14 protein-coding genes are annotated in these 15,016 nt (G+C 64.6%); 13 read left to right on the top strand and 1 reads right to left on the bottom strand.

The window, feature by feature from the left end; all coding sequences use genetic code 11:
- The 6 genes from RIE31_10800 to dnaE all read left to right on the top strand — a co-directional run bounded on the left by RIE31_10800 (nt 1) and on the right by dnaE (nt 8,000).
- Nucleotides 1-540, top strand: coding sequence for a DNA-3-methyladenine glycosylase I (locus RIE31_10800; GenBank protein MEQ8641074.1), 540 nt, complete (start codon nt 1-3; stop codon nt 538-540).
- A 62-nt stretch (nt 541-602) separates the two neighbouring features.
- Nucleotides 603-1,031: a hypothetical protein gene (locus tag RIE31_10795; protein ID MEQ8641073.1), complete on the top strand. Its 429-nt coding sequence runs from the start codon at nt 603-605 to the stop codon at nt 1,029-1,031.
- A 99-nt stretch (nt 1,032-1,130) separates the two neighbouring features.
- Nucleotides 1,131-2,414: a proline--tRNA ligase gene (locus tag RIE31_10790; GenBank protein MEQ8641072.1), complete on the top strand. Its 1,284-nt coding sequence runs from the start codon at nt 1,131-1,133 to the stop codon at nt 2,412-2,414.
- A 15-nt stretch (nt 2,415-2,429) separates the two neighbouring features.
- On the top strand, nt 2,430-3,680 hold the full coding sequence (locus tag RIE31_10785; protein MEQ8641071.1) for a lipoprotein-releasing ABC transporter permease subunit: 1,251 nt from the start codon (nt 2,430-2,432) through the stop codon (nt 3,678-3,680).
- A complete protein-coding gene (locus RIE31_10780) occupies nt 3,673-4,395 on the top strand; it encodes an ABC transporter ATP-binding protein (protein ID MEQ8641070.1) in 723 nt (240 codons plus the stop codon). Before RIE31_10785 ends, RIE31_10780 begins: the two co-directional genes overlap by 8 nt.
- A 110-nt stretch (nt 4,396-4,505) precedes the next feature.
- On the top strand, nt 4,506-8,000 hold the full coding sequence (gene dnaE / locus RIE31_10775; protein MEQ8641069.1) for a DNA polymerase III subunit alpha: 3,495 nt from the start codon (nt 4,506-4,508) through the stop codon (nt 7,998-8,000).
- On the opposite strand, the gene RIE31_10770 is transcribed toward dnaE, so the two are convergent.
- On the bottom strand, nt 7,988-8,701 hold the full coding sequence (locus RIE31_10770) for a TVP38/TMEM64 family protein (GenBank protein MEQ8641068.1): 714 nt from the start codon (nt 8,699-8,701) through the stop codon (nt 7,988-7,990). The two genes, dnaE and RIE31_10770, sit on opposite strands and share 13 nt — an antisense overlap.
- Nucleotides 8,702-8,981: 280 nt before the next feature.
- On the opposite strand from RIE31_10770, the gene rpsB reads away from it, so the two are divergent.
- The 7 genes from rpsB to dxr all read left to right on the top strand — a co-directional run bounded on the left by rpsB (nt 8,982) and on the right by dxr (nt 15,004).
- A complete protein-coding gene (gene rpsB / locus RIE31_10765; GenBank protein MEQ8641067.1) occupies nt 8,982-9,803 on the top strand; it encodes a 30S ribosomal protein S2 in 822 nt (273 codons plus the stop codon).
- Nucleotides 9,804-9,858: 55 nt separating this feature from the next.
- Nucleotides 9,859-10,779: a translation elongation factor Ts gene (gene tsf, locus RIE31_10760; GenBank protein ID MEQ8641066.1), complete on the top strand. Its 921-nt coding sequence runs from the start codon at nt 9,859-9,861 to the stop codon at nt 10,777-10,779.
- A 145-nt stretch (nt 10,780-10,924) separates the two neighbouring features.
- The gene (gene pyrH / locus RIE31_10755) at nt 10,925-11,662 is read left to right on the top strand and encodes a UMP kinase (protein ID MEQ8641065.1); all 738 of its coding nucleotides are present in this window, start codon (nt 10,925-10,927) and stop codon (nt 11,660-11,662) included.
- Nucleotides 11,655-12,227, top strand: coding sequence for a ribosome recycling factor (gene frr / locus RIE31_10750; protein ID MEQ8641064.1), 573 nt, complete (start codon nt 11,655-11,657; stop codon nt 12,225-12,227). Before pyrH ends, frr begins: the two co-directional genes overlap by 8 nt.
- A 2-nt stretch (nt 12,228-12,229) precedes the next feature.
- Nucleotides 12,230-12,967: an isoprenyl transferase gene (locus RIE31_10745; GenBank protein MEQ8641063.1), complete on the top strand. Its 738-nt coding sequence runs from the start codon at nt 12,230-12,232 to the stop codon at nt 12,965-12,967.
- Nucleotides 12,968-12,998: 31 nt separating this feature from the next.
- Nucleotides 12,999-13,775 carry a phosphatidate cytidylyltransferase gene (locus RIE31_10740; GenBank protein MEQ8641062.1) on the top strand — a complete coding sequence of 259 codons (777 nt, stop codon included), beginning with the start codon at nt 12,999-13,001 and terminating at the stop codon, nt 13,773-13,775.
- Nucleotides 13,772-15,004 carry a 1-deoxy-D-xylulose-5-phosphate reductoisomerase gene (gene dxr / locus RIE31_10735; protein MEQ8641061.1) on the top strand — a complete coding sequence of 411 codons (1,233 nt, stop codon included), beginning with the start codon at nt 13,772-13,774 and terminating at the stop codon, nt 15,002-15,004. Before RIE31_10740 ends, dxr begins: the two co-directional genes overlap by 4 nt.
- The last annotated feature ends 12 nt before the right edge of the window (nt 15,005-15,016 follow it).

The following is a 15,016-nucleotide window of genomic DNA, read 5'->3' as shown; positions in this document are numbered from 1 at the left end:
ATGGCGACCCACTATTGCGATGTGGCTCCGGGCGACCCCTGGCACGGCCCCTATCACGATACTGAATATGGCTTTCCGGTGCGCGATGACCGCATCCTGTTCGAGCGCCTGGCCCTGGAGATCAATCAGGCCGGCCTCAGTTGGCTGACCGTTCTGAAGAAGCGCCAGGCCTTCACCCGGGCATTTGCCGGCTTCGATCCGGCACGGGTCGCCGCCTTTGGTGACGCCGACCGCCAGCGCCTGCTGGCCGATGCCGCGATCATCCGCAACCGGCTCAAGGTGGATGCGGTCATCCACAATGCCGGGGTGGTGCAGGGGCTGATCGGCGAATTCGGCAGTTTTGCTGGCTGGCTGGACGCCCACCACCCGCAGGACCATGCCGGCTGGGTGCGCCTGTTCAAGCAAACCTTCCGCTTCACCGGCGGCGAGATCACCGGCGAGTTCCTTATGAGCACCGGCTATCTGGCCGGCGCCCACCGCGCTGATTGCCCGGTGGCCAGCCGCATCGCCCGCCTGTCCCCGCCGTGGATGGCGCGCTGACCGCGTATCAGGGGATGTCGGTTTATCAATGCGTTAACGGATGGCGGCTACAGACTGACGCCATGATCGTCCGCTTTCTCCTCGCCGGCCTGATGCTGTGGGCCACTGTTGCGCTGCTGGGCGCCCGCGCCGGGCCGCAGGCGGCCACCGTCGTCGTGACCCTGGAGGACTGCCTTGGCCTGATCGCCCACCGCGCGGCATCGGATGTGGCCTATCAGCCTGATGTTGATAGCGACGGCAATCCGCTGGTGCCGGCGACCCTCGCCGACCCCGGCGCGGTGGTTCTGCCGACCACCATAGAAGTAGACATTGATGTGGACATGGCGCGGCGCTTCGGTCTGCCGACCGATCCTGACCTCTACCAGGCCGAAGCCCGGATCGGCACCCTGACCTGGGACGACGGCCGGCTATTGTTCAATGGCCAGCAGGTCGTCCAGTCGCCGCCGGCGGAAATCGTCGAAGCCTGCGCCCGCGGCCTGGCCGGCGGCTGAGCGACCGCCATTCTGCAGGCGTTCATGGGGCGCTGACGGTTCAACCACACCGCCGTCTGACATATTGTGCCGTCCGCAGTGATTGAGGGCGGTTCGCCAATGCGCCTATCCCGATACTTTCTCCCGACCATGAAAGAGACGCCGGCCGAGGCGCAGGTGCCGTCGCACCGCCTGATGCTGCGTGCAGGGCTGGTGCGGCAGACCGCCGCCGGCATCTATGCCTGGTTGCCTCTGGGCCACCGTGTCTTGCGGAACATCGAGGAGATCATTCGCGACGAGCAAGCGAAGGCCGGGGCGCTCGAAATGCTGATGCCGACCTTGCAGCTCGCGGATCTGTGGAAGAGCACCGGGCGGTATGACGCCTATGGCAAGGAAATGCTGCGCTTTCATGACCGCCACGACCGCGAGATGATCTACGGTCCGACCAATGAGTTGATGATTACCGATATCTTTCGCTCGGCTGTGCATTCCTACCGCGATTTGCCGCGGACGCTCTATCACATTCAGTGGAAATTCCGCGATGAGGTGCGGCCACGCTTTGGTGTCCTGCGCGGGCGCGAGTTTCTCATGAAGGACGGCTATTCCTTCGACCTCGACTTCGCCAGCGCCAAGAAGTCCTACGACGCCATGTATGCCAGCTATCTGCGGACGTTTCGCCGCATGGGCCTTCGGGCCATCGCGGCACGCGCCGAATCGGGGGCTATCGGTGGTGAGCTGAGCCACGAATTCCTGGTTCTGGCGGATACCGGTGAGAGCCGCGTCTTCTATGATGCCGCGCTTGACACGCTTGATGTGGAATCAACGTCGCCGGCGCAGATGCAGGCGCTCTACGCAGCTACAGACGACATGCACGGCAAGCTCCCCTGTGACGTGCCGGCGGATCGTCTGGTGAAGTCCGGCGCGCTGGAGGTCGGGCATATCTTCTATTTCGGCGACCACTACTCAAAACTACTGGGCGCCAACGTGATGGGTCCGGACGGCGAATCAATACCGATCCTGTCTGGCTCCTACGGCATCGGTGTGTCGCGCATGGTCGGCGCCATCATTGAGGCCAGCCATGACGAGGCCGGGATCGTCTGGCCGGAAGCGGTGGCGCCGTTCCAGGTCGGTCTGATCAACCTCAAGACCGGTGACGAGGCCTGTGACGGCCAGGCGGAAGACCTGTTGTCCAAGCTGACGGCGCAGGGGGTCGAGACCCTGTATGACGACCGCGACGAGCGGCCTGGCGCCAAGTTCGCCGGCATGGATCTGATCGGCCTGCCCTGGCAACTGGTGGTCGGTCCGCGTGGTCTGGCGCGGGGCGTGGTCGAGATGAAGAACCGGCGGACGGGGGAACGCCAGGAGCTTTCGCCGGAGTCCGCCATGGCGCGGCTCTCCGGCTGAGGCCCGGGCCAGACCATGGTGTTTTCCGCTGTCGAGAGGATGATCGCCTTTCGCTATCTGCGGGCGCGACGGCGAGAAACATTCATATCCGTCATAGCCTGGTTCTCGCTGCTTGGCATCATGCTGGGCGTTGCTACCCTGATTGTCGTCATGAGTGTCATGAACGGCTTCCGCATCGAACTGGTGGACCGCATTCTCGGCATCAGCGGCCATATCCGAATCGAAGAGCCCGGCGGCCTGCTGCAGGACGCCGATCCGCTGGCCGCCAGCTTGCTGCGCCAGCCGGAGATCCGTTCCGCCGCACCGATCATCGAAGGTCAGGTGCTGGCCGCCAGCAGCGGCCGTTCCCAGGGCGCCGTCGTTCGTGGCATGCGCTCCGCAGACATCGCCGCTCGCGGCGTGTTGACCGATGCTCTCGTGGCGGGCTCTCTCGATAGCTATGATGCAGGGCAGGGTGTGCTCATTGGCGTGCGGCTGGCCCGCGCTCTGGGCGTCACCATTGGCGACCGTCTGACCCTGGTGTCGCCATCCGGACGCGCCACCGTATTCGGTACGGTGCCACGATCGGCCGCCTATACAATAGTCGGTCTGTTTGATGTCGGCATGTCGGAGATCGACAGTGGCGTCATTTTCATGCCGCTGGACGTGGCGATGGCCTATTTTGCCACCGGTGGCGGTGTCAGCGCCGTCGAAGTCCTTCTGCACGATCCGCGGGCGGTCAGCGACGGCCGCCGCGCGGTGGCCGCCGCCCTGCCGCCACCGCACCTGCTGGTGCGTGACTGGCAGCAGATCAACTCCAGCCTGGTCGGCGCGCTGGTGGTCGAGCGCAATGTCATGTTCATCATCCTGTCGCTGATCATCCTGGTCGCGGCCTTTAATATTATCTCCGGCCTGACCATGCTGGTGCGCGACAAGGCCGCCGACATCGCCATCCTGCGCACCATGGGCGCCACCCGTGGCATGATCCAGCGCATCTTCTTCATGAGTGGTGCCAGCATCGGGCTGGTCGGCACCGGCCTGGGTGTGACGCTGGGAATCGTCTTTGCCGACAATATCGAGTTTTTGCGGACTCTCGTCGAGGCGGTGACCGGCAGTCAGGTCTTTCCGCCGGAAGTCTATTTTCTCACCCGCCTGCCGTCGGTCATTCAGACCGGCGATGTGGTTCTGGCCGGTGGCATGGCCCTGGCCCTGTCTTTTCTGGCGACCCTCTATCCCGCCTGGCGGGCGGCGCGACTCGATCCGGTGGAGGCCCTGCGCCGTGAGTGAACCGAGCGCGACCTCAGGCGTCGTCGATCCGCCGATCCTGCGCCTGGCCGGCCTGGAGCGCCGCTACGAGCTGCCGGCCGGGGCCATTGCCGTTCTGCGCGGTGTCGATCTGGACTTGGCAGCCGGGCAGGTAGTGGCGCTGGTCGGTCCATCGGGTTCCGGCAAGTCAACGCTTCTGCACCTGGCTGGCCTGCTGGAGCCACCCGATAACGGGACGGTGGCCATCGCTGGCCAGACCATGGCGGGACTATCCGACGGCGAACGCACCCGTCGCCGTCGCCGCGATATCGGCTTCGTCTATCAGTATCATCACCTGTTGCCGGAGTTCTCGGCTCTGGAGAACATCATGCTGCCGCAGATGATTGCTGGTGCAGGACGTCATCTGGCCCGTGATCGTGCGCTGGCCCTGCTGGAACGGATCGGGCTATCGGCCAGGGCCGGCCATCGTCCGGGTGAACTGAGCGGCGGCGAGCAGCAGAGGGTTGCCGTGGCGCGGGCGCTGGCCAACCGGCCGCGGCTGCTGCTGGCGGACGAGCCCACCGGCAACCTCGATCCAGAAACCGCCGCCACTGTACTCGATTATTTCCTGGCCCTGGCTCGCGAAGATGGCCTGGCGGCGCTGGTAGCGACCCACAACCTGACGCTGGCGGCGCGGATGGACCGTTGCCTGGCTCTCTTGGACGGGCGCGTCCAGGAGGCGACGCCCCCCAAATAGGCCATTGTCGTTGATTATGGCCACAAGGTCTTGCGGTCGCCCGGGCGTCCGTGGAATCGTTCTGCTTCACCGGACGGTCGTCATCGCCGTCCTCGAACCGGACAGGTCCCATGGCCCGGGCTGACTTCATTCATCTTCGCGCGCACTCCGCCTATTCATTGTCGGAGGGGGCCATCGCCGTGTCTGATCTGGTCAGGCTGGCCCGCAAGCACGCGATGCCGGCGGTGGCCATGACCGACACGAACAACCTGTTCGGCGCTATGGAGTTTTCCCTGAAGGCAGCGGAAGCCGGCATTCAGCCGATCATCGGCTGCATCATCGGTCTGGCGCGCGACGACACGCCGGGACCGGTGCGTCATGGGAACGGGGCCGGCAACGGGCATGACGCGGAGCCGGACCCCTTTGTCCTCCTGGCCCAGTCGGCAGAGGGCTATGGCAATCTTCTGGCCCTGGTCAGCGACGCCTATCTGGAGAGCGAAGCCGGTATGACGCCGCGGGTCGGCTGGGCCGGGCTGGAGCAGCACAGCGAAGGGCTGATCGCGTTTACCGGTGGACTGGACGGACCGGTATCGCGACGCCTGCTGGAAGGACAGAGTGATGCGGCGCGCCAGACCATGGAACGACTGGCGGCGACGTTCACCGGACGCCTTTATGTGGAGCTGCAGCGCCATGGCCGGCCGGGTGAAGCGGTGGCGGAGCCAGGTCTGTTGCAGCTGGCCTATGACCTGGACCTGCCGCTGGTAGCGACCAACGACGTGCACTTCGCCGACGCCAGCATGTATGAGGCAAGCGACGCCCTGCTGTGCATCAACCAGGGCGTCACCCTGTCGCGGCAGGACCGCCGGCGGCTGACGCCTGAACATGGCTTCAAGAGCGCCAATGAAATGCGCGCCCTGTTCTCCGACCTGCCCGAAGCAGTGGACAATACGGTCGCCATTGCGCGCCGTTGCGCGTTCATGCTGGAACCGCGTGATCCCATCCTGCCGCCCTATGACGCGGGCGACGGATCGAGCGAGGCGGAGGCGCTGCGCCGCATGGCGGCAGAGGGCCTGGAGCAGCGGCTGGGCTTGCTGGTGTGGACACCGGACATGGACGCCGCGGCGCGAGAGGTGGTTGCCGCGCCCTATCGCGAACGTCTGGCCTATGAGTTGGACGTCATCGTCGATATGGGGTTCGCCGGCTATTTCCTGATCGTCGCTGATTTCATCCGCTGGGCCAGAACGAACGGAATCCCGGTTGGGCCGGGCCGCGGTTCCGGTGCGGGATCGGTTGCTGCCTGGTCGCTGACCATCACCGACCTGGACCCGCTGCGCTTCGGCCTCCTGTTTGAACGGTTTCTCAATCCGCACCGGGTGTCGATGCCGGACTTCGACATCGATTTCTGTCAGGACCGGCGCGACGACGTCATTCGCTATGTTCAGCAGCGTTATGGCGCTGATCGCGTGGCCCAGATCATCACCTTCGGCACTCTGCAGGCGCGGGCTGCCCTGCGCGACGTCGGCCGGGTGCTGGAACTGCCCTATGGCCAGGTGGATCGTATTGCCAAGCTGGTCCCTTACAACCCGGCCAATCCGGTCAGCCTGACACAAGCCATCGCCAACGAACCGCAATTGCAGGCGATGCGTGATGAAGACGAGGCCGTCGCGCGGTTGCTCGACATCAGCCTGCGGCTAGAGGGCATGTATCGCCACGCTTCCACCCATGCCGCCGGTGTGGTCATTGGTGACCGACCGCTGAAAGAGCTCGTGCCGCTCTATCGCGACCCCCGCTCCCCCATGCCGGTGACCCAGTTCAGCATGAAGTATGTGGAGGTCGCCGGGCTGGTAAAGTTTGACTTTCTCGGGCTGACCACCCTGACGGTCCTCAAGCACGCCACCGATCTGATTTCCAGGCGCGGCGAGGACGTCGACCTGCTGCGCATCCCGCTCGATGACAAGCGCGCCTTTCAGATGATGAGTCGCGGCGACACGGTCGGCATATTCCAGTTTGAAAGCTCCGGCATGCGTAACCTCCTGCGTGAAGCCGGGGTCAATAATCTGGAGGACATCATTGCCCTGGTGGCGCTCTATCGGCCGGGACCGATGGAGAACATTCCGAAATACGTCGCCTGCAAGCACGGCCGCGAAGAGCCCGAGTTCCTGCACGAGACCATCGAACCGGTGGTGGCGGATACCTATGGCGTCATTATCTACCAGGAACAGGTGATGCAGATCGCCCAGGTTTTTGCCGGCTTCAGTCTGGGCCAGGCGGACCTGTTGCGGCGCGCCATGGGAAAGAAGATCAAGTCGGAAATGGACGCCCAGCGCGAGACCTTCATTGAAGGCGCCGTCGCGCGCGGGGTTGATGGCGCCCGCGCCCGTTATGTCTTCGATCTGGTGGACAAATTTGCCGGCTATGGCTTCAACAAGGCGCACTCCGCCGGATACGGCCTGATCGCCTATCAGACCGCATGGCTGAAGGCCAACTATCCGCTGGAGTTCTTTGCGGCGACCATGACTCTCAGCCTCGGCAACACAGATAAACTTGCGGTCTATCGCCAGGAACTGTCCCGTCTGGGCATCCCGTTGCTGCCGCCGGACATCAATAGCTCGGCCGAGACCTTCACGGTGGAGTATGACACCAGCGGTGGCGGCGCCATCCGCTATGCCCTGGGCGCCATCAAGGGCGTCGGTCAGACGGCCATGGCCGCTCTGGTGGCGGAGCGTGATGCCAACGGTGCCTATACGGACGTGTTCGACCTGGCCCGGCGGGCCGGGGCGACCGCCCTCAACAAGCGCCAGCTCGAGGGCCTGATCAAGGCCGGCGCGCTGGATGGTCTGGAGGCCAATCGCGCCCGTTGCCTGGCTGCCGTGGACATATTGCTGCGCGAGGCCAGTGCGGCCGGTCGCTCCGGCGATGACCGCCAGGTCGGATTGTTTGACGACAGCGACGTTCTGCCGGCCAATACGCCGGTGTTGCCGGAGGCGCCGGACTGGAGTGAAATGGACCGCCTGGCGCGGGAGTTCGAGGCCATCGGCTTCTATCTATCGGCCCATCCGCTTGATGCCTATGACGGCACTCCGGCGCTGGCCCGCGCGGTCAGCTCCGGCGTGTTGCGCGAGCGGCTGGAGTCGGGCCCCTCCGCCGCCCGCATGACCCTGGCCGGTACGGTCATCGGCCGCCAGGAGCGAACATCCTCGCGCGGCAACCGCTTCGCCTTCGTTCAGCTATCGGATCAGGCGGGCATCTATGAAGTTCTCTTCTTTGCCGAACCGCTCAACCAGTATCGCGAGTTATTGGAGGCCGGACGGCCCCTGCTGCTGACGGTTGATGCCCGGCTGGAACAGGATGAGGTGCGGCTGTCCGCGCAATCCGTGACGTTGCTCGACTCGACTCCAGGGGCCAGCGCGTCGGCGCTGCGGGTGTATCTCGATTGCCCCGACCCGTTGTCGTCGCTGTCCAGCGTCATCGCTCGCTATCCGGTCGGCAACGGGCGCATCTATCTGGTGGTCAAGGGTGTCGGGCGAGAGGTGGAGATCGAGTTGCCGGGCGCCTACACCCTTGGTGCGGCGGCCCGCGCCTCGCTCAAGTCGCTGCCCGGGGTGCGTGACGTTCAGTTCGGCTGAGCGGGCCGCTTGCGTCGCCGGATCAGTTTCCAGAGCACCCATACGGTTACAACGACGGCGCCGCCGCCAACCCAGAATGGCCACTCCAGATGGTTGGCTTCGCCGCCCATAGCGACCATCGCTACGGTCAGCGGCAGAATGCCGATGGCAGTGACCCAGATAAAGGTCCACCACCGCATGGCCGTCAGGCCTGCCGCATAGTTCACCAGATTGAACGAGATCACCGGGATGAAACGGGCGAGGAAGAGGGCGCCCACGCCTTCGCTTGCGGCCAGCCGGTCCATGGCGGCCCAGTGACGTTGTGGCACCATGCGGCGGACCAGCGGCCGGCCGAAACGACGTGAGATGGCGAAGGCCAGGACTGCCCCCAGCATGGCTCCTGACCAGGTGATCAACGTGCCGGTGACGGTACCCCACAGCATGCCGTTGGCGATGGCCAGCACCTCGATGGGGAAGGGAATCAGGGTGTGCAGCACCAGCAAGGCGACTGCCGCCAGGATCGCCCAAAAGCCCCAGTCGTCGCGGTGCGCCTGCAGGCGCACCAGCAGGGCCTTGAGGTCATCCAGCAAGGCCTCATCCAGCAGGAAACCGCCGACGGCAATAAGAACGAAGATGACCAGACCGGCAGCGGTCAGCCACCAGCGCCAACGCTGCGGCGGCGGGCCGGGCGGGCCGGGCGGGCCGGGCGGAGCGTCAGCCATCAGGAGTGCCGGGTATCGGTCCGGGGACAGGTGTCATGGCAGTAATCTCCACGGGATATTCGACCATTAGGACCCGAATCGATGGTTTCGGCCGGTCAACAGGCCGTGAAACTGCTGGCAGTCGTTGCCGGCTGCCCACAACCCTTGCATTCGGGCCCGCCGGCGCGTATCAAACGCCCATCTCGCACGTGGGGCTGCGGCTGGCGGAAACGCCTTGTCGCTCCGGTGGCCGGACATTCGGCTGATTCCCCGCGGAGGCTTAACCGGAGAAGGAAAAAGCATGTCGACTCCGACATTTACTATGCGTCAGCTCCTTGAGGCGGGCGTTCATTTCGGTCATCACACCCGCCGCTGGAACCCGCGGATGGCGCCTTATATCTATGGCGTCCGCAATGGTGTCCACATCATTGACTTGCAGCAATCGGTGCCGCTGCTGCATCGCGCGCTGGAAGCCATCCGCGATGTGGCCGCCAATGGCGGCCGCGTCCTGTTTGTCGGCACCAAGCGCGCGGCCAGCGATTTTGTCGCCGAGGCGGCAAAGAAGTGCGGTCAGTACTATGTCAACCATCGCTGGCTTGGCGGCATGCTCACCAACTGGCGGACGATTTCGTTGTCTATTCGCCGGCTGCATGAGCTTGACGAACAACTGAGCGCCGAGTCCACCGGACTGACCAAGCGTGAAAACCTCTCGCTGACCCGCGAACGGGACAAGCTGGAGCGGGCGCTCGGCGGCATCAAGGAAATGGGCGGTCGGCCGGACATCCTGTTTGTCATTGACACGAACAAGGAAGATATCGCCATTGCCGAAGCGCAGAAGCTCAACATCCCGGTGGTGGCGATCCTCGACACCAACTCGGACGCTCAGGGAATTACCCATCCGATTCCGGGCAATGACGATGCGATGCGTGCCATCTCGCTGTATTGCGATCTGGTATCGCAATCTGTGCTGGACGGACTACAGCGCGAGCTGATGGATAGTGGCGTTGACACCGGTGCTGCTGCAACACCGCCGGCGGAAGTCGTGCCTGAGGCTGCGGAACCCGCCGCGGCCGCGGCGGACTCTGCGCCGGATGCCGCCACGACGAGTCCCGCCGCTACCTGATCCATACGCCCTGGCGTGTGCCATCTGCGATTGTGACAAGACAAGGATACCCGTCATGCCCGACATCACGGCTTCGATGGTAAAGGACCTGCGCGAAAAGACCGGCGCGGGGATGATGGACTGCAAGAAGGCGCTGATCGAAAGCGGCGGAGACATGGAAGTCTCAGTTGACTGGCTGCGCAAGAAGGGGCTTGCGGCCGCGGCGAAGAAGGCCGGCCGTGTGGCGGCCGAGGGGCTGGTCGCGGTGGCAACCGACGGCACGTCCGGGGCGGTTGTTGAACTCAACGCCGAGACTGACTTTGTCTCGCGCAATGGCGATTTTCAGGCCATGGCCGCGGCGCTCGCCGATATTGCCCTGAAGGAAAAGGGAGACCTGGACCGTGTGCGCGCAGCCACCATGGGCGGCAAGACCGTGGACGAGGCCCTGACGGATCTGATCGCCCGTATCGGCGAGAACATGGCCTTGCGGCGCACGGCGGCCCTGACCGTGGTCGATGGCATCGTGGCCAGCTATGTCCACAACAAGACAGCCGACGGTCTGGGCCGGATCGGTGTACTCATCGCCCTGGAGTCCACCGGCGACAAGGCGGCGCTGGGCGATCTCGGGCGGCAGTTTGCCATGCATGTGGCGGCTGCGCGGCCCGCGTCGGTGACTATCGACGGCGTTGATCCGGCGGCGGTCGCGCGGGAGCGTGATGTTCTGGCCGAACAGGCAAGGGCGTCGGGCCGGCCCGAAGAGGTCATCGAAAAGATGGTGGAGGGGCGTCTGCGCAAGTTCTATGAGGATACGGTCCTGATGGAGCAGGTCTTCGTGATCGATGGCAAAACCAGGGTGGCCGAAGTTCTGAAACAGGCCGAGGCGAGCGTCGGCGCGCCGGTCGCCATCAGCGGATTTGTCCGCTTTGAACTGGGCGAAGGCATTGAGCGGGAAGACAGCGATTTCGCCGCTGAAGTTGCTGCCGCCGCCGCTGGCTGAGCGCCTGGCCGTTTCTGCCGGGTGCCGGCGGCGGCTGGTCTGACGGCTGCGCCGACATAGCCCGCCCCGCCGCCATACGGTATAGTCCGCCCGCGTCGCCGGCCGGTGGCGCATAGGGATGGTTTTGTGCGGGGGGACCGGATCGATGGCGTCTAAACCGGTCTATGGGCGGGCCCTGCTGAAGCTGTCCGGCGAAGCCCTGATGGGTGATCGCGATTTCGGCCTCGATCCGGACGTCATCTCCGCCATTGCCCTGGAAATCAAGAGTGCGGTGGACAGCGGGGTTCAGCTCTGCCTGGTGGTTGGCGGGGGCAATATCGTCCGCGGCGGCGCGTTTGCGGCCATGGGCATGGACCGGGCCAATGCCGACTATATGGGTATGCTGGGAACGGTCATCAACGCCCTTGCCCTGCAGAACGCCCTTGAACAGATCGGCGTCGCCACCCGTGTCCAGTCGGCCATTCACATGGCAACAGTCTGTGAGCCCTATATCCGCCGCCGCGCCATCCGCCACATGGAGAAAGGGCGCGTCGTGATTTTCGCCGCCGGGCTGGGCAGTCCGTTCTTCACCACGGACACGCCGGCTGCGCTGCGTGCCTCGGAAATGGGCGCTGAAGTTCTGTTGAAGGGGACCCAGGTGGATGGCGTCTATTCGGCCGATCCCAAGACCAACCCGGAGGCCACGCGCTATGACCGTCTGTCCTACATGGACGTCCTGTCGCAGGAGCTCAAGGTTATGGATGCCTCGGCCATTTCGGTGGCCCGTGAAAGCGGCATTCCCATCATCGTCTTTTCCATTACCAAGGCCGGCGCCCTGCTGGACGTGCTGAGCGGGCGCGGGCGCTTTACCCTGATTGACGAAGTGGAGGCCAAGAATGGCTGAGGACACGACGGCGGCAGACCTGATCAAGGACGTAAAGCGCCGCATGGACAGCGCCGTGGAGGTGCTGCAGAAAGAGTTTGCGGGCCTGCGCACCGGCCGCGCCAGCGCCGCTCTGCTGGATCCGATTATGGTGGACGCCTATGGCGCGCGAATGCCGGTCGCCCAGGTCGCCACCGTCAACGTGCCGGAGCCGCGCATGATCTCCGTCCAGGTCTGGGACCGCGCCCTGGCAGGTGCGGTGGAGAAAGCCATCCGTGATTCCGGACTGGGCCTCAATCCACAGGCTGATGGTCAGTTGATCCGTGTGCCTCTGCCTGATTTGAGCGAGGAGCGGCGGGACGAAATCTCGCGGATTGCGCACAAATACGCTGAGCAGGCGCGGGTCGCCGTCCGCAATGTGCGCCGTGACGGGATGGACCGTCTCAAGCGAATGGAAAAAGACGGCGACCTGTCGGAAGACGCCCAACATGGCCATGCGGACGAGATCCAGAAACTGACTGATTCTCACGTCAAAAAAGTCGACGCATTGCTCGCCGCCAAGGACGAAGATATCCATCAGGTCTGATCATGCCGTCCATGCCGTCACCTCATGCGCGTATATCTGCTGTGCCGTCGCACGTAGCGATCATCATGGACGGCAACGGGCGCTGGGCCAGGGCTCGTGGATTGCCGCGCATTGAAGGGCACCGCCGCGGCGCGGACGCGGTGCGACGGATGTTGCGCGCGGCCGGTGAAGCGGGTGTTCGCTATGTGACGATTTTCAGCTTTTCGTCGGAGAACTGGCGCCGCTCCACGGCCGAAGTTGACGATCTCATGGGGCTTTTGCGGCTGTATCTGCGCAGCGAGATTGCCGAACTGCACCGCAGCGGTATCCGGGTCAGGGTGATCGGAGACCGCAAACCCTTGCCGCAGGACATTGTCGATCTGATCCATGGCGCAGAGGAGCGAACCCGGAACAATCAGGCTCTCGACCTCATAGTCGCTCTCAACTATGGCGCCCGTGGCGAAATCGTTGATGCGGCGCGACGACTGGCTGATGACGTTGTTGCCGGTCGCGTCGCTTTGAGTGAGATCGATGAAGATGCCTTTGCCGGCTATTTGTCGACCGCCGGAATCCCGGACCCGGACCTGCTGATCCGTACCAGCGGCGAACAGCGGTTGAGTAATTTTCTGCTGTGGCAGATGGCCTATGCGGAACTGGTCTTCATTGATGTTCTGTGGCCGGATTTTGACCGCGACCACTTCGACGCGGCAATGCTGGAATATGGCCGGCGTGAACGTCGCTACGGTGCGTCGGTTGGCTGACCGGCAAGCTTCGAGGCTGAGGGCGCGTGTTGTGTCCGGCGTTGTGCTGGTGCTCCTTGCCGCCGGTCTGACATGGCTGGGGTCCGGCTGGTTCGTCGCCCTGGTGGTCGCCGGCGCTGTGCTTATGTTTGTTGAGTGGGTGGCGCTCACCCGGTCTCTTGACGGCGATCATCGTGACTGGCGCACCCTGATATTTCTCTTTGCTCTTGCCACGGTTATCACGGTCGTCGCCTTCGACGCGCTGTGGCTTGGTCTGGCCTTGCTGGCGGGGTTGGTGGCCGTGGCCGTGGCCTGGCCGCCGGCACGGCGCAGGAGGGCCGGACTTTGGTGTGCCGCCGGCCTGGTCTATGTGGGGGTGCCAGCGTGTTTGTTGGTTTGGCTGCGTTTCAGGCCGGACGACGGACTGTGGGTTGCGCTGTGGCTGCTGGCGGTGGTGGTTGCGGTTGATACGGGCGGCTATGTCTTCGGGCGGCTGATCGGTGGTCCGCGGCTGGCTCCGAAAGTCAGTCCGGGAAAGACCTGGGCCGGGCTGGCTGGCGCCGTGCTGATGGCCGGACTTGCCAGCCTGTCCTTTCATCTGGCCTTGCCGGTGCCATCCCCCGCCGGCTTGCTTGTGGCCGGTGCCGGTCTGGCGATAGTGGCGCAAGCTGGTGATCTTCTTGAATCGGCCGTCAAACGACGGTTTGGCGTGAAGGACTCCGGAAACCTCATTCCCGGCCACGGCGGCGTACTGGATCGCTGCGATGGTCTGGTCGCTGTGGTCTTCGTGGTCGCTATGACCCTTGCCGGGCAGGAGGCCTGGTCATGAACGAGGCGGCGGTGTCCCGGGCTGCCCGTCCGGCCCATGAGCGCCGTCGCGTTTCGGTTCTTGGCGCCACCGGATCGGTTGGCCAGTCAACCCTCGACCTGCTGCGCCGCAACGGCGATCAGTTTGTGGTCGAGGCCCTGACGGCAGGGCGCAATGTCGCCGGGCTGATCGCCGCTTGCCATGAATTCCGGCCGGCGTTCGCCGCCATAGCCGATCCGGCCCTGCACACCGCCCTGCGTGACGGCGTGGCCGGGCTGGCCATGGCCACCGGGAGTGGCGATCCTGCCATCGCCGAGGCCGCTATGCGGCCGGTCGATTGCACGGTGGTGGCGATAACCGGCTTTGCCGCCCTGCAGCCAATAATGGCGGCTCTCGGACAGAGCCGGGTCCTGGCCCTGGCCAATAAGGAGAGCCTGGTCTGCGCCGGGCCGATGATTACCGCGCGGGCCACATCGCTAGGCACCAGCCTGGTGCCGGTCGACAGCGAGCACAGCGCCCTGTTCCAGCTCCTGGCGTGCCATGGACGCGACAGCGTGGAACGGCTGTATCTGACGGCCTCCGGCGGTCCGTTCCGCACCTGGTCGCTGGCTGACATGGCGCGTGCCACGCCGGCCCAGGCGGTGGCCCATCCGAACTGGGACATGGGCGCCAAGATATCCGTGGACTCGGCAACCATGATGAACAAGGGGCTGGAGCTGATCGAGGCCGACCGCTTGTTTGGCTTTCCGGTGGCGATGGTTGATGTTGTTGTCCATCCGGAATCGATCATTCACGGTATGGTGGCCTATGCGGACGGCGGCATATTCGCGCATCTGGCGCCGCCGGACATGCGGACCCTGATTGCCCATGCCCTGGCATGGCCGCGAACGCTGGCCACGCCGGTGGCGCGACTGGACTTCGCCCAGCTTGGCCAGTTGACCTTCGAAATCCCTGATTCCAGTCGTTTTCCCGCCCTTGGCCTGGCGCGCGACGCCTTGCGTGTGGGAGGGGCGGCCCCTACAGTCCTCAACGCCGCGAATGAGGCGGCGGTCGAGGCATTTTTGGCGGGCAGGGTCGGATTTCTGGACATTACACGTGTGGTTGAGGAATTGCTTTCCAGGGCGCCGAACGGGCGCCTGGCGGAGATCAACGACGTGCTCGCTATTGATCAGGACACTCGGCGTCAGGCTGCAGCCCTGATGGCAGCGGGACGACTGGTCTCCGCTCCGACGTCGCGCAGCCAGGGATAGTCGGGGTCAAGT

This window comes from Alphaproteobacteria bacterium, from assembly GCA_040218575.1.
Classification (GTDB): domain Bacteria; phylum Pseudomonadota; class Alphaproteobacteria; order JAVJRE01; family JAVJRE01; genus JAVJRE01.
Note: the sequence above shows the minus strand (reverse complement) of the source record. Positions and strands in the feature narration are given on the sequence as shown.